Annotated in this window: 14 protein-coding genes and 1 pseudogene; 8 read left to right on the forward strand and 7 right to left on the reverse strand. The window is 42.3% G+C overall.

The genetic code is table 11. The features are described from left to right. Positions 1-97: 97 nt before the first annotated feature. The 6 genes from PSI22_RS15065 (at position 98) to PSI22_RS15090 (ending at position 7,776) form a co-directional block, all read left to right on the forward strand. Complete coding sequence (locus PSI22_RS15065) at positions 98-898, forward strand: formyltransferase family protein (RefSeq protein WP_273580461.1); 801 nt, start codon at positions 98-100, stop codon at positions 896-898. A 3-nt stretch (positions 899-901) separates the two neighbouring features. Continuing rightward, positions 902-1,543 carry a LysE family translocator gene (locus PSI22_RS15070; protein WP_273580462.1) on the forward strand — a complete coding sequence of 214 codons (642 nt, stop codon included), beginning with the start codon at positions 902-904 and terminating at the stop codon, positions 1,541-1,543. Positions 1,544-1,953: 410 nt separating this feature from the next. Then, on the forward strand, positions 1,954-2,985 hold the full coding sequence (locus PSI22_RS15075) for an ABC transporter substrate-binding protein (RefSeq protein WP_273580463.1): 1,032 nt from the start codon (positions 1,954-1,956) through the stop codon (positions 2,983-2,985). Between the two features lie 111 nt (positions 2,986-3,096). Continuing rightward, positions 3,097-5,175, forward strand: a complete 2,079-nt coding sequence (locus tag PSI22_RS15080) for an ABC transporter permease (RefSeq protein WP_273580464.1) — start codon at positions 3,097-3,099, stop codon at positions 5,173-5,175. A 15-nt stretch (positions 5,176-5,190) separates the two neighbouring features. Beyond that, positions 5,191-6,246: a ferric ABC transporter ATP-binding protein gene (gene fbpC / locus PSI22_RS15085; protein WP_273580465.1), complete on the forward strand. Its 1,056-nt coding sequence runs from the start codon at positions 5,191-5,193 to the stop codon at positions 6,244-6,246. Between the two features lie 189 nt (positions 6,247-6,435). After that, entirely contained in the window at positions 6,436-7,776 is a 1,341-nt protein-coding gene (locus PSI22_RS15090; protein WP_273580466.1) for an MATE family efflux transporter, read from the forward strand. A 78-nt stretch (positions 7,777-7,854) separates the two neighbouring features. Here PSI22_RS15090 and PSI22_RS15095 read toward each other — a convergent pair whose 3' ends face one another. From PSI22_RS15095 to PSI22_RS15110, 4 genes are all read right to left on the reverse strand, one after another. After that, positions 7,855-8,514, reverse strand: coding sequence for a DUF799 domain-containing protein (locus tag PSI22_RS15095; protein ID WP_273580467.1), 660 nt, complete (start codon positions 8,512-8,514; stop codon positions 7,855-7,857). Further along, on the reverse strand, positions 8,514-8,870 hold the full coding sequence (locus tag PSI22_RS15100) for a DUF4810 domain-containing protein (protein WP_038249110.1): 357 nt from the start codon (positions 8,868-8,870) through the stop codon (positions 8,514-8,516). The genes PSI22_RS15095 and PSI22_RS15100 overlap by 1 nt, the downstream gene beginning before the upstream one ends. Positions 8,871-8,891: 21 nt before the next feature. After that, positions 8,892-9,563 carry a CsgG/HfaB family protein gene (locus tag PSI22_RS15105; protein ID WP_038196718.1) on the reverse strand — a complete coding sequence of 224 codons (672 nt, stop codon included), beginning with the start codon at positions 9,561-9,563 and terminating at the stop codon, positions 8,892-8,894. 533 nt (positions 9,564-10,096) lie between these two features. After that, positions 10,097-11,143: a 3-oxoacyl-[acyl-carrier-protein] synthase III C-terminal domain-containing protein gene (locus PSI22_RS15110; RefSeq protein WP_273580468.1), complete on the reverse strand. Its 1,047-nt coding sequence runs from the start codon at positions 11,141-11,143 to the stop codon at positions 10,097-10,099. Between the two features lie 915 nt (positions 11,144-12,058). Between PSI22_RS15110 and PSI22_RS15115 the strand changes: the two genes are divergently transcribed. Next, positions 12,059-13,384 (forward strand): SLC5/6 family protein, encoded by a 1,326-nt coding sequence (locus PSI22_RS15115; RefSeq protein ID WP_273580469.1) that lies wholly within the window; start codon positions 12,059-12,061, stop codon positions 13,382-13,384. Between the two features lie 948 nt (positions 13,385-14,332). After that, positions 14,333-14,887: pseudogene (locus tag PSI22_RS15120) on the forward strand (tyrosine-type DNA invertase); the annotation flags it as partial. Between the two features lie 325 nt (positions 14,888-15,212). Here the strand turns inward: PSI22_RS15120 and yjiA are convergent. The 3 genes from yjiA to PSI22_RS15135 all read right to left on the reverse strand — a co-directional run bounded on the left by yjiA (position 15,213) and on the right by PSI22_RS15135 (position 18,689). Then, positions 15,213-16,166, reverse strand: coding sequence for a GTPase (gene yjiA / locus PSI22_RS15125; RefSeq protein ID WP_273580470.1), 954 nt, complete (start codon positions 16,164-16,166; stop codon positions 15,213-15,215). A 61-nt stretch (positions 16,167-16,227) separates the two neighbouring features. Continuing rightward, on the reverse strand, positions 16,228-16,431 hold the full coding sequence (locus PSI22_RS15130; protein ID WP_012989953.1) for a YbdD/YjiX family protein: 204 nt from the start codon (positions 16,429-16,431) through the stop codon (positions 16,228-16,230). Between the two features lie 104 nt (positions 16,432-16,535). Further along, positions 16,536-18,689: a carbon starvation CstA family protein gene (locus tag PSI22_RS15135; protein WP_273580471.1), complete on the reverse strand. Its 2,154-nt coding sequence runs from the start codon at positions 18,687-18,689 to the stop codon at positions 16,536-16,538. Between the last annotated feature and the right edge of the window lie 118 nt (positions 18,690-18,807).

Consider the following 18,807-nt stretch of genomic DNA (forward strand, 5'->3'; position numbering starts at 1 on the left):
TCATAACAAAAATAAACTATAGTCTGACTAAAAATAAAACCATTGTAAACCTCCTCCATTTAAAAACCAGTTACTTTTTATAATAATAGGATAAAATATGTTTACTGTTATAACTGAAACTTTTTTTCACACTAGTTTTCTCCATAAAAAACTGAGTCATTTCCAGCTAAATTGGATAATCAGAAACGCCAGAAAACTAGATATATCAACACTCAACAATATACATTATGAACTTTCAAAAAAGGATAAAATAACAGATGAGGATATTAACAAGTTAGAAATATCTTATAAAGGCCTCAGTGAACCAGAAAAATATCTCGCAAAAAATTATGGCATCCCAGAAACTCATGCTTTATCTTCCGCTAATATCATTGATACAGAAAAACTGGGAATAAATTTTTATCAAGATTATCTGAATAATGAATGTAGTAAATATAATGATGGTGCTCTTATTTTCCTTGATGTCATCTTGGCTCCATTCTGGCTTAATCACTTTGAACAAAAGATCGTTAACGCTCATTCTGCCGTTCTTCCCTATGCCAGAGGCATGTACGCAATAGAACAACTAACTGCAACAGGAAATAAAGACGCAGTCGAGCGTGCAGCCGGTGCAACACTACACTATGTAGACACAGGGATAGACACGGGGGCTATTATAGAGCGGAAAAAGCTACTTTCACTCTGGTCGTTAGAAACAATATGGGCAGTAAAAGGGGAATCTTACCTACTCGCATTTGAGCTGATAAAAGACTACCTGGAAAGAAGCAAACCATTTAATTTTATTGATACTCTATCGGTTGAATATGGCATTGACAGCCCTCTCTTTACTAGCAAAACTTTTACGGATAAAGTAAAGCGTCAAGCAGAATATTGTTTTCTCAAAATGAAAGGAATTTAAAGTATGCTGGATGTGAACTGGATACTTTTTCTCGTAACGGCTCTTACTATTAATGCTATTCCTGGTGCAGATGTGATATATGTTACGAGTAATTATCATCGAATAGGCTGGAAAGCGGCTGCGTCATCAGCCATAGGGTTGGCAATTGGCTATTATTTCTATGTTTTTATTACTTGGGCTGGGATAACCTCCATACTGATGTCTCTTCCGGCTCTGTATACCATAATACAGACAGCAGGCGCGCTTTATCTAATTTGGATGGGATATAATATCTATCGCTCTAAGCCATCTGAAGTTACTGCATCGTCAGAAAAAAATGACCGTAGCATAAACAGAAAAAAATCCAGTTCCTATCTCCTTAACGGGTTATTGATCAGTATCCTCAATCCTAAAGTTGGCGTGTTTTTTGTCTCTTTCTTTCCTCAATTCGTTCATCAAGACAGCCCTGATTATCTCTTACTTGTTCTCGGTACAATATTCTGTACAGGCGCCACTTTTTTTAATATTTTATATTGCTTTATCACAGCCCAGCTCAAACGGATATCACCAGAGAAAACCAATTTCATTCTCGGGCGTATTCCCGGTCTTATTCTTATTATCCTTGGGGTAATGATGATATTAGAATCAATAAAATCAATCATATAATTGATATCTGAAAAACAGGGGTAAACAGCATAATTTCCTCTGCTTTTCAGATAAATACTAAATCCAGCCATAAGGATAAGGTTGTTTTCGATTCTCTTCCATATTATATATTTCGTGCGGCCATACGAAATATATCCATTAATTATCTCTGGGTTTTTATAGGTATTTATATTACTTATTTAAGTATAATTTAAAATAAATAACGTGATTATATCATGAAAAACTATTTTTAATTTGTTATCCCGATTACAAATTTTACCTATAAATTTGCACAAAGAGATTTTGCCATTCATGATGTCTTTCACCTGAATTAACAATTCAATCTTATTTAACAAGAAATAATTAGGCTTATTAGTACCCGCATTAAAAAACTCAAAACAAAAAATTCCGAATATAAGGACATCACCCTAATGAAATTGACATCTCTCTTTACTCTCATCACTATGGGATTAACCGCTACGGTGATCACCAATAACGCACAGGCGGCTGGCCGCTTGAATGTTTATTGCAATGCCACCAACGCCATGTGTGAAGCGGAAACTCGTGCTTTCAGTGAAAAATATAATGTAAAAACCACCTTCGTTCGCAATGGGTCCGGTAGTACATTGGCAAAAATCGAGGCAGAAAAACGCAATCCACAGGCAGATGTATGGTACGGCGGCACTCTCGATCCCCATTCCCAAGCGGGTGAAATAGATCTCTTGCAACCTTATCAATCCCCGAATCTGGCACAGATCATGCCTCAATTCCGCGATCCGGCGAAACGCAAAGGTAACTATACCTCTGCGGTCTATATGGGCATTCTCGGTGTCGGTGTAAATACCGAACGCCTGAAAGAGAAAAATCTGCCCGTACCAACCTGCTGGAAAGATCTGATCAAACCGGAATATAAAGGCGAAATCCAGATAGCGGATCCGCAAAGCTCTGGCACAGCTTACACAGCATTAGCCACCTTCGCCCAATTATGGGGTGAAGACAATGCGTTCGATTATCTGAAAAAACTCAATGGTAATATTTCACAATATACCAAATCCGGCATTGCACCAGCACGTAACACCGCCCGTGGTGAAACCGCTATTGGCATCGGCTTCCTGCATGATTATTCACTGGAAGTTGAAAATGGCGCGCCAATGAAACTCATTGCTCCCTGTGAAGGAACAGGCTATGAAATCGGCGGCGTCAGTATTATCAAGAATGCGCGCAATCTGGATAACGCCAAATTATTTGTCGATTGGGTGCTGTCCAAAGAAGCTCAAGAATTGAGCTGGAAGAAGGGAAAATCCTATCAGATCCTGACCAATACCACCGCAGAGTCTTCACCTGCAACACTGAATCCCGCTGAATTAAACCTTATCAATTATGATATGGATAAATACGGCTCCAGCCAAGTACGCAAAGAATTGATCAACAAATGGGTGATTGAAGTGAAAATGGGTAAATAATCCCTTTTTGTCACATCATCAGTGGCACCCGCTCAAGCAGCGAGCCTGAACATGCCTCGCTGCCCAATAACTTAAATATTCTCATTATCATAAAATTTTATCGGGGGAATTATGTCTCATACCCTTGCCTTGCCTAGGAAACAAGGTCGGGATGCTGTTTTCTGGTGGATTATGCTGGCATGGCTGTCATTTGCTCTGCTGCCATCATGGAGTCTGGATTACGGCCTTCTCGATTCGACACAAGAAGAGATACTGGCAGCTTATGGCTGGCACAGTGTCAATAGCAGCATATTGTGGTTTCTGCTGCCATCCCTATTGTTATTGCGTCCACTGACTCCCGCCAGTCGCAACCAACGTCAGCGTCACTATTTTGACGGTGGGTATGCCCTGTTATGTGCGCTGTTCATTATCATTAGCGCTACATTGGCCGGACGTGGGCTAGGTTACGCCACTATCGTGCTGTTTATTGCACTCGGAGCCATCATCACTCTAGCCCTGACCCGTCTGGAATGGCTCGGTGGTGACAGTTTCGTGATTGGTTCACTGGTGGCGATCACGGCTCTGATTGGCGTATTTATTCTGTTCCCCAGTATCGCTATCTTTATCCCTATGTTTAAAGATGAAGCTGGTCAATTCGCGCCATTTGCCTTTATTTCGATATTGGGACAGCCCCACATCATTAAAGTCATTGCCAACTCAATCCTACTTTCCGTTGCTGTCGGTGTGGGATGTACTGTCTTTGGGTTGATTTTGGCTATTTATACCGCCAGAATCGCCAAGCGTTCCGCCATCATCGGTCGTATTTTTTCCATTTTACCGATTGTCACACCACCTTTTGTCGTCGGTCTAGGTGTAACACTGATGATGGGACGTTCGGGTTATATCACCGAATTTATGGCAACGTGGTTTGGTCTGACGAATACCAACTGGTTATACGGTTTTACAGGGATTTGGATCGCCCAAGTGCTGGCATTTACCCCGATGGCCTTCATGATTCTGGATGGTGCCATCAAGACGATCCACCCATCACTGGAAGAGGCTTCCTATACCCTGCGAGCCAATCGCTATCAAACGTTTTTCCATGTCTTTCTCCCTCTGCTGAAACCCGCTCTGGCCAATGCTTTCCTGATTGTGGTTGTTCAATCACTGGCAGATTTCAGTAATCCACTGGTATTGGGCGGTAACTTCGACGTACTGGCAACCCAGATTTATTTTTATATTACGGGTTCACAACTTGATTATCAGTCTGCCAGTACGCTTGGCGCATCATTATTGGTCTTCTCGCTATTAGTCTTCTGTGTCCAGTATATGTGGATCGGCAAACGTTCTTACGTCACGGTTTCCGGTAAATCATACCGTGGTGATGTGCAGCCATTACCCGTTTCTCTGGTATGGGGCGTTTGTACCACTCTGTTTATCTGGGTGACTTTCAATATTCTGTTGTATGGCAGTATTTTCTACGGCAGTTTCACGGTGAACTGGGGCGTAGATTACACACTGACACTGGATAATTTCATCAATCTATTTGGTCAGGGAATGAGTGATGGTGCATGGCCTTCACTGCTGGATACGCTGCTTTATGCGGGTATTGCCGCGCCCATTACGGCTATTTTGGGTCTGTTAATTGCCTATGTCGTGGTACGACAAGAATTCCGAGGCAAGAAAGCCATTGAATTTACAACCATGCTCTGTTTTGCCGTTCCCGGTACGGTAGCTGGCGTGTCCTATATACTGGCCTTCAATGATGCTCCATTTTACCTCACTGGCACAGCGGTGATTATCATCGTTTCCATGACGATGCGGAACGTTCCCGTTGGCATTCGGGCGGGTATCGCCGGGCTTGGGCAAATTGATAAATCGCTGGATGAAGCTTCTCTCAGTCTACGGGCAGGTTCAATGAGAACAATCTTCCACATTTTGCTGCCGCTCTTACGCCCTGCCATTTTATCCGCGCTGATTTACAGTTTTGTCCGTGCCATTACTACCGTCAGCGCCATCGTATTTTTAGTGACACCAGACACCCGCGTGGCAACGGCCTATATCCTGAACCGCGTTGAAGATGGTGAATATGGTCTGGCTATCTCTTATGGCTCGATTCTGATCGTCGTCATGCTGGCGGTGATTTTCCTGTTTGACTATTTGGTTGGCGAAGCGCGAATTTCCCGCTCGAAAGCCAAAAATACCCAGTAATCACGGAGTGATAAGATGACACAACAACATTTTGTCGAGCTAAAAAATGTGACTAAACGGTTCGGTAGCAACGCCGTGATCGATTCCCTGAACTTATCCATTCCTCAAGGGCATATGGTAACTCTGCTGGGGCCATCAGGATGCGGTAAAACCACCGTACTACGTTTAGTCGCTGGTTTGGAAAAGCCCAGCGAAGGAAATATTTTCATTGATAGTGAGGATGTGACAGAACGTTCCATCCAGCAACGGGATATTTGTATGGTATTCCAGTCTTATGCACTTTTTCCTCATCTGTCTTTGGGCGAAAACATCGGTTACGGGCTGAAAATGCAGGGGCGGCCAAAAGCAGAAATTCGCGAGCAAGTCAGGGAAGCGCTGGAACTGGTTGATTTGGCCGGATTTGAAGATCGCTATGTTGACCAAATCTCTGGTGGACAACAGCAACGGGTCGCCTTGGCTCGTGCGTTGATCCTCAAGCCTAAAGTTCTGCTATTCGATGAACCATTGAGTAACCTTGATGCCAACCTGCGCCGCAATATGCGAGAGAAAATCCGCGAATTGCAGCAACGTTTTAATATCACCTCCCTCTACGTGACCCACGACCAAAGTGAAGCTTTTGCCGTTTCTGATACCGTGCTGGTGATGAATAAAGGCAAAATTATGCAGATTGGCTCGCCACAAACACTCTATCGCCATCCAGCCTCACGATTTATGGCAAGTTTTATGGGGGACGCCAATATTTTTCCGGCTACATTAGGGTTGGATTATGTAGAAATCTTCCAATACCGGTTGCCCCGCCCCGCGCATTTTACGACAACTCGCTCTTCCATTACGATAGGCATTCGCCCTGAAGCTATTACTCTGGGCCAACAGGGAAATGAAAGCCAACGCTGCAAAGTCAGTTATGTGGCCTATATGGGAGCGCAATATGAGGTGACGGTTAATTGGCGTGGACAAACCCTGTTGTTACAGATCAATGCCACACAACTGCAACCGCGTGTCGGTGACAAGTACTATCTGGAAATTCATCCGGTTGGCATGTTTGTTTTGGAAGGGGAAATCCAGGGTTAGCTTGGCACTAGGCTCCTGCGGCTCCCACCGCAGGAGATTTTTTATCTCCAGTCCTTCCTTATGCCATCGGTACAAATAACGTAACCCGCCTACCAACTGACCAATAAACCTTGTAGAATTACCTACACTTTCTAGGTATGTCACACCGTAAAAAGACCATTCATTCCACTTCAATCGATAGGTTTTACAATGCATCAATCTGATGTTGTTGATCGTTCGCTTTTCTCACTGAGCTGGCCGATCTTCATTGATATTTTTCTTCACATGGCGACGTTATTAATCAATACCTATATGGTCAGCCATATTTCTTCGGCTTATCTGGCTGCCATGGGAGGAGGCAATCTTGTTTTCGATCTCTGCATTACGATTTTCAATTTCATCAGTGTGGGTTGCAGTGTTGTAATCGCGCAATATCTTGGTTCAGGAAAACGGGATAAAGCCAGCCAAGCCATTCATATCTCCATTGCTTTCAATTTCGTACTGGGTCTTGGTTGTGCGCTGGTCACGGTTTTCTTCGGTTATAAGATCCTGCACATCATGAATCTGCCCGAAAACCTGATGGAAGATGGGGGCGCTTATCTGCGTGTCCTGGGTATCTGCCTGATCCCAGAAGCTATTTCGATCATTCTCGCCGCCTGTCTGCGGGTTTATGGTAAGTCGAAGACTGCCATGTATGTCACCCTGATTGCTAACCTGCTCACCATTGTCGGTAATATGGTTGTTCTGTATGGGTTCTTTGGATTGCCTAAATATGGGCTGGAAGGCGTGGCGTGGTCTACCGTGTTTGGCCGTACTGTCGCGGTTATTTTACTCAGCGGGCTGTTGTTTTATGGCTTGAAGATTAAGCTCAATCCTAAATTGCTCGTGCGCTGGTCGAGAAATATGCTGGGCAAAATCCTGCATATCGGTTTGCCTGCTGCCGGTGAAAATCTGGTGTGGATACTGCAATATATGGCCGCACAGGCATTTATCGGTCTGATGGGTGAAACGTCTCTGGCCGCGCAAACCATGTATTTCCAGTTATCACTGTTCATTATGTTGTTCGGTATTTCCATCAGTATTGGCAATGAAATTATGGTTGGGCACCTTGTGGGCGCAAAACGCTTCGAAGATGCCTATATCCGTGGATTAAATAGCCTGAAAATCGGAGTTATCGTTACGTCTGGTGTCGTACTGGTTTTCTGGATGCTCCGGGAACCCCTCCTCAACATGATGACGGAAGATAAAAAAATTATTGAGCTTCTGCTGCCTCTATTCTTGTTATCAGTATTTCTGGAGCCTGGGCGCACCTTCAATATTGTGATGGTTAATGCCCTGCGCGCTTCCGGTGATGCCCGCTTCCCGCTCTACACTGCACTGATTTTCATGTGGTGTATCTCCATTCCTATTGGCTATTTTCTGGGGATCGTGATGAATATGGGCATTCTGGGGATCTGGATTGGCTTCTTCTGCGATGAATGGATGCGAGGACTTGTGAACGCTTGGCGCTGGAAGTCCAAAAGATGGCAATCCAAGCGATTGGATATTTGATATCTGAAATAGAGGTAAAAAATAAACAATGCCGCAAAGAATATCTGCGGCATTTTTCACGCTAATAACACAAAAAAATTATAATTTTTCTTTACCGTAGTGCTCCGAACGCGGCCCATACAGCAATCGGCCATATTGACCTGCGCTTAACAGACGATTACTGGCAATGCCTGCAATATCATGGCCTCTGTCAGTGATCGTATTCGCGATTTGAGAAATAGCCGCAGAGACTAACATTCCTATCAGCCCACCACTGGAGTGATTATCATTTTCTGTTGAAGAGGCCGTCGCCGTACCACTCCACAGTTGCTTACCACTGCGTAGATCAACCAAACGGGCTGCTGCGCTGACACGAGTATCGCTGCTAATAACTAGATATTGTGTACCGTATTGCGTGATATCCAGATAAAGCGCAGCATCTGCACCAAAAATATCATGCAGCTTCTTATAGCTGATATTTTGGATATCCTGCGCTTCTGTCACACCATTCTGTCGGAATGTCTCTTCAACCACCGCAACCGGGAAAACGTAATATCCAGATTCAGCCAGTGGGTAAGCCACCTGAGAAATCAGGCTGCCCCCGGCTTGTATTTCCACAGATTTGTTCACTGCGGGCAGTACCAGAATGGATTTAGGCTTACTTTCCCTTAGAGCCGTATAATCATAAGGCTTTTGTTGAACACATCCTGTCAGTGTCAGCAATAATAAAGCGGCAATAGCGCCCCAAAAACGGTTCATTATTTCACTCCCTTACTTTTGCTCAACAGAAAATCCATATAAGGTGCCGCTTCAGGGAATAAATTTTTCTCTATGGCAAACTGCTGAAAGGCTTCATCAATTTTGCCTGTTTGACTGTAAAGCAGCCCCATTTGAGCATGCAGGCCAGGAGGAACAGACTTATCTTTCGCTTTGGCTAATTCAATCACCTTCTGCAACGCCTGAATCTGCTCCTGTAGCCCCATTTTGTCCTGCTGATAGTATTGATAAACTGTTGGCTGGTAATCACCCCATTCGTAAATGGTCTTCGGCGCTTTGACACATCCCGCTAACAGTAATACCCCTAACAATATCCCCGTCTTTTTCATCAAAAACATTAAACTATCTTCCCGATATAATTAGTTAACTGGCTTCCATGCGCCATTTTCAATACCTGCCACAAGGTCGTTGACGGCTTCACGAATCGCCAGATCCAATACCTTGCCATTCAGAGTTGAGTCGTAACCGGATGCACCGCCAAATCCAATAATTTCACGGCTGGATAATTTATATTCCCCTGCCCCTGCTGAGGAGAAGACGACTTCAGACGTTTCAACATTAACAACATTAAGCATCACTTTTGCATAGGCAACCTGTGATTTACCACGCCCCAAAATGCCCCATAATTGATGGTCACCCACTTCCTTGCGGCCAAATTCGGTCACAGCACCCGTAATGACATAGTTAGCCCCTTTCAGCTTCTGGGCTTTACCCTGCAAACCGGCTTCCGCTTGCAATTCTGCCATGTTGGTACGCTCCAACACATTGAAGCGGCCGGTCTGCTGTAAATGCGTCACCAGCGTTGTTTTTGATTGATTGCCTAAACGATCAATGCCGTCAGAGAAAATGCCATTCTGATAGCTTGAGCGATTTTCAAATTTACCCACAGCGATAGGACTGCGGATACCTTGATAAATAGTGTTATACGAAGAGACTTTTTGAACCTGGAGAGTTGAAGAGGATTCTGTCGCACATCCTGCCAGCATAAGAGAAGCCAAACAAAGTGAAGCCAGAGTGAATTTACTTTTCATTATAATGTCTTCCTGAATCTGAATAAATTTTCAATTGAGCCTGTCAGATTACTTATACAGGCGGATACCGCTAACATAAAACGGCAAAATAATAGATATTGTTATAGGAAAAGTCTATTTAAATAGAAAATGAGCATAATGCCCATTAGCCGAATAAATTCACGACATTGATAAGACTGATTTACCGATAATCATCAATCAGCATTACGTTAAGCTATTTATAGAAGGATTATTGAACAGATTGATCATAGCCATTACCTGAATTCAAATAGTGGAAAAACCGCGTGATTTTTCCACTTTGTCATTGGCCGTCTATGTCATTTAGGGAGACATATTCCCCTGCTAACACAATCAAAAAGACTCTATTTTATTCATCAGGCCAACTGAAATCATTCTTAACATTCGCTAACTAAATCTATCCATAGCATTATTTTGCCATATAGAAATCGTTATATTAAACAATCAGAATCATTATCATAAAATTTAAGTTTATATATTCAGTCGGCAATTAAATAAATCAGACGAGAGATTAATTATAATTTAAACGACATTGCGGAAAACACCATTCCACCACTGCCTGCCCATCCCATGCAGAGTTTATCTCTTTCGACCCGATCTTTCTCAAGAGCATCAGCGATGCCAAAAGGAATAGAAGCGGTAATAATGTTACCGGTTTTCTGACCGATATTGTGCATTTTGTCAGCGGCATCGACGGCTTTACCAAAGCCATCCCACATATTTGGGGCACCTGTATGGATGAAAATCTTATGGATATCACTACTGGCAATATTATGCTGTTTGAATACCTTGGGCACTTCTTCTCCCGCATACTCATGGAGTGCTGCGGCATATGAATTGAACTGATATTTACCTCCCAGAGGCGAAATAAGCTCAATATCACTATCATTGCAAAACAATTCCCAATTAGGTAAAGAGATATTACATATGTCACTTAAATCGGGTCTGCTAATATAATCAAATTTAAAATTATCTGTATCTTCATTGCTCAATATGGTTACGGAAGCCGCTTCACCTATTGTAAAACTAGGATATTTATAGGCCAATTCAGAAGCAGAATTCAAAGAAAAATTCTTTCTGAATGGGCCGCCTTCAGACATGCCAAATTCCATATTAATAATAGCCGCATAACGTATTTCACCTGCTTTCATTTTACTATTAATGATATCCATTGCCGTTACCCAACCATTACAGGCATCAAGAACATCATAATTCCGGCAATTCAATCCTAACGCCTTTGCAATAAAAGTACTGTTTGCAGGCTCAGTGAAACCACGAGTGACGTTAGGATAAATCAATAGATCAATTTCGGATTTTCTGATATTCGCCTGTTTCAAAGCCTGTTCAAAAGCTTCTTCCATCAGACGCATCGGTTTTTCACCTTCACCCAGCCAATATCTGCTTTCAAGTCCTGTTTTATCCAGTAACCTTTGAATCGTTCTTAGTGTTTTGGGCAAATCATCTTGGAAAGTTTCTTTTGAATGCTGCTCTATTAAATCAAGTACATCACTATTAGTTACGCATCTTGACGGTAATAAACCTGAAATTCCGATAATTTTCATTAAAACTCTCTATATAATGTTACAAAAATTATTTCACTATGACGCAAATTTCATCGGTGAAATTACATTGAATTAAAAATCTCATAAATCAAAAAATAAGTTTATTTATAATACAATGCAATCATACCTTATGGAGTTAATTTTAAAATGTGACAGTTCTAACAAAGTTTTATTTACAACGAAACAAAATCTATAACATTCATATATTTATTGACTTATAAAATTTAACACATTTACAATTTAATAAAACCATTAAAATTAATATTATTATATTATCTCAAATAATAACGTCGGTAATTAATAAAATGAATAATTATACTGAAGAACGATATTCTATTTAGAATGCGAAATTACAGGTTATTTGAGCACAAACAAGGAAATAGCCCAAACTACAGGCATGTTATTCGCTTGTTTTTCATCCTTAGTACCTCACGGGATGGCCGGAAAAAAATCTAGATTAATATGCTGAAATACCCCATAATATTAACAATAAAAAGGATTTAATACTGACAGGGTGTTTTGAGCAGGTGCAAACGTGATAAAGCACACAACTTTTCTCTCTAATTGTTTGAATTGTTAATATCACAAATAATCATAATACCTTATCGTTAAGATATAATAACGTTATTTATCATGATGATACAAATAAACCCACGTTCTTTTTCTGTATGGTTTCCCTTTGCTATCTCCCATTGAAAACAATAAATAGCGATTTCTTCTTTCCGAAGAAGTTGTTCTCTCAAAAGTCGTATTAAATGGAATTTTTAGGGAAATTTTTTCTCCCAAAAATCCTTTAATATCCACACACGATAGTTCACTTACTTAATGAATGGTTATTTTGTGTTTATGTGATGCGTTTCTTTCTGTACCTGTTCAATACCTATTACAACACCAAAGATGTAAGCGAGAGCTATTATGAAAACAGCAACAAAAAACAATGAGGTCACGACCCATGCCTCTCCGGCAGCCAAACGGGCCAATATGACTGAAGTTGAATGGAAAAAAGCCATAAAATTCGACAGTACCGACACAGGTTGGGTCATCATGAGTATTGGTATGGCAATCGGTGCCGGAATTGTTTTCCTGCCTGTTCAGGTCGGTTTGATGGGATTGTGGGTTTTCCTGCTATCTTCCATTATTGGCTATCCCGCCATGTATCTTTTTCAGCGATTATTCATCAACACCCTCGCGGAATCACCAGAATGCAAAGATTATCCCAGCGTGATCAGTGGTTATCTCGGCAAAAACTGGGGCATTTTGTTAGGTATTCTCTACTTTATCATGCTGGTGATCTGGATGTTTGTGTACTCGACTGCCATTACCAACGATAGCGCCTCTTATCTGCACACATTTGGTATTACCAATGAGCTATTATCCAAAAATCCGTTTTATGGGCTGATCTTAATTTGTATTCTGGTGGCAATTTCCTCCCGTGGAGAACAGTGGCTGTTCAAAATCTCCAGTCTGATGGTGCTGACAAAATTATTTGTTGTCGCCGCATTGGGTCTTTCAATGATTGGGATGTGGCATCTGTACAACATCGGCGTGCTGCCACCTTTCGCCATACTGATCAAAAAAGCCATTATCACGTTACCCTTTACACTCACTTCCATCCTGTTTATCCAGACGCTAAGTCCAATGGTGATTTCTTACCGTAACCACCAGCAAAATCGTGAAGTTGCGCGCTATAAAGCGCTCCGAGCCATGAATATGGCGTTTGGCGTCCTGTTTTGTACGGTATTTTTCTATGCCATCTCCTTTACTTTGGCAATGGGCCACGATGAAGCCGTCAAAGCCTATGAACAGAATATTTCTGCACTGGCTATCGCTGCACAATTCTTCCCTGACGGCTGGGTAGTTACGGTCAGTGTTATTCTCAATATTTTTGCGGTGATGACTGCCTTCTTTGGCGTCTATCTCGGGTTTCGCGAAGCCAGCCAGGGAATTGCCATGAATATTCTCGGGCGCCTGATGCCCGCTGAAAAGATCAATGAAAAATGGGTGCAAAAAGGCATTATGATTTTTGCCATCTTATTGGCATGGAGTGCCATTATCCTGAATGCGCCAGTCTTAAGCTTCACTTCCCTCTGTAGCCCAATATTTGGCATCGTCGGTTGCCTGATCCCCTCTTATCTGGTCTACAAAGTACCCAGCCTCCATCATTACAAAGGCGCCTCGCTAATCCTGATTATCTTCACCGGGATTTTGTTATGTATTTCTCCTTTTCTAGCCTTTTCTTAATGTGAGAAAGGTGAATGACGATCAGTTTTGTCCATTCGCTCGCCACACGATGCAACAAACGGATACACAAATCATCGAAATTATGGTGTATAAGGCAAGGGTTGCCTGAATAAGCAAACATACTAAAGGCCTTTATTTTTAAAAGGTCTTTAGCATCAAAAAAATGATATTCGACAGTACATAATTCAGAAAATAATTATAATAATGAAATTATATTTAATTAATTATAATCCACACCTATTTTATTAAATTTCACGAGCCATATAGAATAAAAAAATAATCCTTTTTAATTAGCAAATTAATAATTTCAATTATTAATAATAACTCATACAACTAATTTATCCTAAATTAGGGACTTTCCTTTTCATTTAGTGCTAAATTCCTCTCTATTAGTGGCATATGACTACCACATTGATTTTAAATTATCCCTACAAATAACAGTGTTAAAAACCAAATAAAATAAAAAATACAAAATTTAATACCACAAACTAGCTAACAAAAATGAGATACGGATGTTTTTTTGATCGCCCAATAACTAATACTTTAACGCTTTAGTTAAATCGTTTACTTTTTTGGTCAAATGCAGTAAAAGTACAATTTCATTACCCAGAAAAGGAACATTGAAAGAATAAAAATCTAAAAATAAAATCAGACCAAATTTTTAGTCGCGAATTTTAATCAAACAATTTTTATTGTGGAATTCTGCTTATGATTGCCCCATTCTGTACATCAGAACCACATAACACGTATTTATACAATTACAATCAATATTTTCATTAAAGATAAGACGAATAGAAGCAGCAAATTTTTTTTATTTACTGTTTTCCAATTAGATTAATCTGGTATTTTGCTAATCATGTTTAAAGATACTGATGGCTGGTTTTATTCGATTGGTTTAAATACCTTGCTATTTACAATTAATCTATCTGATGTCATAGGAATGATAATGTCATGAAGCAACGTAAATTTTTAACCCGATACGAAATAGACGCAATTTTGGAAGAAACAAAACAAGGACGTCATGCAGAACGGGATTACTGCATGCTATTAATGTGTTTTATTCACGGGTTTAGGGTTAGTGAATTGTGTAATTTATGTTTATCCGACCTCGATTTAAATTCAGCAATTATTCATATCAGGCGGTTAAAAGGTGGGCTATCAACAACACACCCTCTGATTCCAAAAGAAATTGAAGCACTTAAAAAATGGCTTGATGTCCGCCAGAAATGGCGGGATGCCGATGCGCCGTGGGTATTTCTTTCCCAAAAATCCGGCTCTATTTCACGCCAGCAAGTTTATGGGTTACTAAAGCGCTATGGGAAACAGGCGTCTGTCAGTGTTTCTCCACATCCGCATATGTTAAGGCATGCCTGCGGCTACGCACTGGCGGATCTTGGCCGTGATACACGTCTGATTCAAGATTATCTCGGGCATCGTAATATTTCACATACGGTGATTTACACCGCCAGTAATGTGAAACGTTTTTCCAGAATTTGGGAGTAGCCTACGAAGTAAGCCTTTTATTTATCATTCCCGTTTTCACTAACATGATCTGTTATTGCAACAATCTCCACCGGCTAACTTGTGGAGATTGCGGATGGATAATTCCTCCATAACATAAATAATGAATTGCCTTAAACCTATGATAAATTCAATTTATGAATAGGTTTTATTCTTGTTGTTTTATTTTTGTTAAAATATTACTTATATTTTTACAAGAAACCAAGACGAAAAGAGTGCATATATAATATAAATTTCTATTTAAATATGAGCAGCGGATTTTTATACAAACTATTTCACTGCTCAATAAAGAATAAAATATGATCAACTACAATTCCGCAAACTTTTCACGGATTTTCTGTTCAGGTAAATCCATGCCGATAAAAACCAGCACGCTGAAGCGTTCCTCGTTATCGTGCCAAGCTCTATCCCAGTCTGCGCTATATAGGCGTTGTACTCCCTGAAACAGTAATCGGCGTGGCTCTTCTTTAATAGCGAGAATACCTTTGTAACGCAGCAGATTATCAGCGAAACTCAGCAGTAACTCTTCCATTAAGTCAGAAACCTCGGCCAACCCAACCGGATGCTTCAAGTTAACGACAATCGACTGGATGGTGTTCTGTTGCTTGGGAATAAACCGGAATACCGGGTTCGAAACCGTCAGCTTATCATTGAGCATGAAGCCTTCGATATCAAACAGCAAACTTAAGTCAGCCTCACCGTGAACCACTTTATGAATGGGAGCCTTGGCATTAATTCGCTGTAAACGTTCAAGCAGGGCATCATGCTCAGGGGCAACATCTGTTTTCGTCAGCAAAATTCTATCGGCATAACCCACCTGTGACTGCGCAATGGAAAAGCGATTAAGCTGCTGATCAGCATGCATCGCATCCACCAGTGTGATAATTCCATCCAGCAAAAAACGCTGGCACAGAATTTCATGGGAAAAGAAGGTTTGCATGATGGGGCCAGGATCTGCCATACCTGTACATTCAATAATCAGACGGTCAAAATCGATCTGCCCTTTGTCAATTCCGTCCAGTAAATCCAGCAAGGCATCTTCAAGCTCACTTGAGCGACTACAACAGATGCAGCCGTTACTTAATGTCTTAATCTGGGTTGCCCTATCCCCAATTAATTCATGGTCAATGGGCACTTCACCAAACTCATTTTCGATGACAGCAATTTTATAACCATGTTCGGCATTGAGGATGTGACGCAATAACGTCGTTTTGCCCGATCCCAAAAAACCTGCCAGAATTGTGACTGATATGGGTTTCATTTTCGTTTCCTGTTTCACTGACAACGATTTTCTTTCTTTTGATCTTTTGCTCACTAAAACACTAACAGCAGCGCATGCCGCCTTTGCCATCACCACCATAGCGCGCATTCTGACGCTCACGGAAAAACTCTTCATAGGTCATGTAAGGTTTATCTGGGTGATTCTCCTTCATGTGCTGGACATAAGTGTCATAGTCAGGAACTCCCACCAACATGCGGGCAGCCTGCCCCAAATATTTACCCGCCTTGCCAAGATTACCAAACATACTGTTCTCCAAAGAAAAATACCCCACATAATACAAAGACGATTATGCGGGGTATAGCCGTTATCGTTGAAACTTACTTGGCTGGCATCAGTCTGAGTATCACATCAGTGCGTAGAAGAAACTTTTACCCCACCTTCAGGAACAGGAACATAAGGCGTTTCGTTATCTGTACGCTCTGGGTTTTTGCTCGCTTTTATCGCGGTTTTGATGCCATAGATTATGATGCTATAGACCACCACAAGAAACAGGATACTTAAGCCCGCATTGGTATAGTTATTCACGACAATGTGATTCATGTTACTGATTTGCTGGGCTGTCAGTTCTGCCCCGCCTTCAGCGATACGCTGTTTATATTCTTTCGCCAGGAAGAAGAAACCTTCCAGTCGTGGGTCGTCGCTGAATAATTTCAGCCCCAGTGCCCATGTCGTACAGATCAGCAACCAGATTGCAGGAATAACAGTCACCCAGATGTACTTGGCGCGTTTCATTTTGATCAGCACGACAGTTCCCAGTACCAGCGCAGCCGCTGCCAGCATCTGGTTCGAAATCCCAAACAGCGGCCACAGGCTCTTAACGCCACCCAACGGATCAACCACACCTTGATACAGCAGATAGCCCCATAAGCCGACACAGCCCGCTGTACCGATGATGCCAGCAACCAGAGAATCGGTTTTTTTCAGGAATGGAACAAAGTTCCCCAGTAAATCCTGCAACATAAAACGACCGGAGCGCGTACCTGCATCCAGTGCAGTCAGAATGAACAACGCTTCAAATAGAATACCGAAGTGATACCAGAATCCCATGTTTGCCGCTGGAATAATCTGGTGGAATACATAAGCGATCCCCACCGCCAATGTTGGTGCTCCCCCGGCACGGTTCAGCACAGATGGCTCACCAATGTCTTTCGCCGTTTGCAGAATTTGCTCGGGTGAAATAACAAAGCCCCATGAGCTTACGGTCGCTGCTGCATGGGCTGTCACATCTTGCAGTGATGCCATGATCATTGGCGCCTCTGCCGTCCCCAGATTATGCAAGTCAGGCATAGTAATACCCAATGCTGCTGGCGGCGTGTTCATGGCAAAATACAGGCCCGGCTCGATAATGGACGCAGCAACCAGCGCCATGATCGCAACAAACGATTCCATCAACATCGCACCATAACCAATAAAACGGGCATCTTTTTCGTTTGCCAGCAATTTAGGAGTAGTACCGGAAGCGATCAGTGCATGGAAGCCAGATACCGCACCACAAGCAATGGTAATGAACAGGAATGGGAACAGCGTGCCTTTCCAGACTGGCCCAGTACCATCAACGAATTGCGTCACGGCCGGCATTTTCAGGTCAGGATTCAGGATCACGATCCCAATAGCAAGACCGACGATCACCCCGATTTTCAGGAAAGTAGCCAGATAATCACGTGGAGCCAAAATCAGCCAGACTGGCAGTAATGCGGAAACAAACGCATATCCAATCAGTGTGTAAGTGATGGTGGTATCTTTAAAGGTCAGTGCAGGCCCCCAGTAAGGATCAGCCGCAACAACACCCCCAAACCAGATTACAGCAACCAGCATGACAACCCCGATCACGGAGACTTCACCCACACGCCCCGGACGGATATATCGCATGTAGAGCCCCATGAAAAGCGCAATCGGTACAGTGGAGCAAACGGTAAATACGCCCCACGGACTTTCCGCCAGTGCTTTCACGACGATCAGAGCCAACACCGCCAGAATGATAATCATGATCAAGAAGCAACCAAACAGAGCAATCGTTCCCGGAACCTGTCCCATTTCTTCTTTAATGATTTCACCCAGTGATGCCCCATTGCGGCGGGAAGAGATGAACAGCACCATAAAATCTTGTACTGCCCCAGCAAGCACAACCCCTGCCAGCAACCACAACGTCCCCGGCAGATAACCGACCTGTGCCGCCAATACCGGCCCCACCAATGGCCCCGCTCCCGCAATGGCCGCAAAGTGATGGCCAAACAGGACATTTTTGTTAGTCGGTACGTAGTTCAATCCATCATTATTGACGACCGCAGGTGTTGCCCGTGTCGCATCTAACTTCATCACCTTGGTGGCGATATAAAGGCTGTAATATCGATACGCCACAAGATAAACCGCCACGGAAGCAACGATTATCCATAAGGCACTAACATGTTCTCCCCGACGCAGCGCAACGACCCCAAGGCAAAATGCGCCAATTATCCCCAATATCATCCAGGGGATATGTTTTAAAAATTTATTATTGTTCATAAAACACCCTTTTTAAGGTAAGACGAACAGCAAGTCATGATTTAATCTTTCACTTCCCTCTTTATAAGCCAGCTATCTGATAGCCAGAGGGAAGCTATACTCCTCGCCACACTGCACT

The organism is Xenorhabdus aichiensis, from assembly GCF_028598775.1.
Lineage (GTDB): Bacteria > Pseudomonadota > Gammaproteobacteria > Enterobacterales > Enterobacteriaceae > Xenorhabdus > Xenorhabdus bovienii.

Bases quoted from the DNA above. Each gene is read 5' to 3' on its own strand.
- PSI22_RS15065 (WP_273580461.1), top strand. From the start codon at position 98: ATGTTTACTGTTATAACTGAAACTTTTTTTCACACTAGTTTTCTCCAT.
- fbpC (WP_273580465.1), top strand. From the start codon at position 5,191: ATGACACAACAACATTTTGTCGAGCTAAAAAATGTGACTAAACGGTTC.
- PSI22_RS15095 (WP_273580467.1), bottom strand. From the start codon at position 8,514: ATGAACCGTTTTTGGGGCGCTATTGCCGCTTTATTATTGCTGACACTG.
- PSI22_RS15115 (WP_273580469.1), top strand. From the start codon at position 12,059: ATGAAAACAGCAACAAAAAACAATGAGGTCACGACCCATGCCTCTCCG.
- yjiA (WP_273580470.1), bottom strand. From the start codon at position 16,166: ATGAAACCCATATCAGTCACAATTCTGGCAGGTTTTTTGGGATCGGGC.
- PSI22_RS15075 (WP_273580463.1), top strand. From the start codon at position 1,954: ATGAAATTGACATCTCTCTTTACTCTCATCACTATGGGATTAACCGCT.
- PSI22_RS15130 (WP_012989953.1), bottom strand. From the start codon at position 16,431: ATGTTTGGTAATCTTGGCAAGGCGGGTAAATATTTGGGGCAGGCTGCC.
- PSI22_RS15070 (WP_273580462.1), top strand. From the start codon at position 902: ATGCTGGATGTGAACTGGATACTTTTTCTCGTAACGGCTCTTACTATT.
- PSI22_RS15090 (WP_273580466.1), top strand. From the start codon at position 6,436: ATGCATCAATCTGATGTTGTTGATCGTTCGCTTTTCTCACTGAGCTGG.
- PSI22_RS15135 (WP_273580471.1), bottom strand. From the start codon at position 18,689: ATGAACAATAATAAATTTTTAAAACATATCCCCTGGATGATATTGGGG.
- PSI22_RS15110 (WP_273580468.1), bottom strand. From the start codon at position 11,143: ATGAAAATTATCGGAATTTCAGGTTTATTACCGTCAAGATGCGTAACT.
- PSI22_RS15080 (WP_273580464.1), top strand. From the start codon at position 3,097: ATGTCTCATACCCTTGCCTTGCCTAGGAAACAAGGTCGGGATGCTGTT.
- PSI22_RS15100 (WP_038249110.1), bottom strand. From the start codon at position 8,870: ATGTTTTTGATGAAAAAGACGGGGATATTGTTAGGGGTATTACTGTTA.
- PSI22_RS15105 (WP_038196718.1), bottom strand. From the start codon at position 9,563: ATGAAAAGTAAATTCACTCTGGCTTCACTTTGTTTGGCTTCTCTTATG.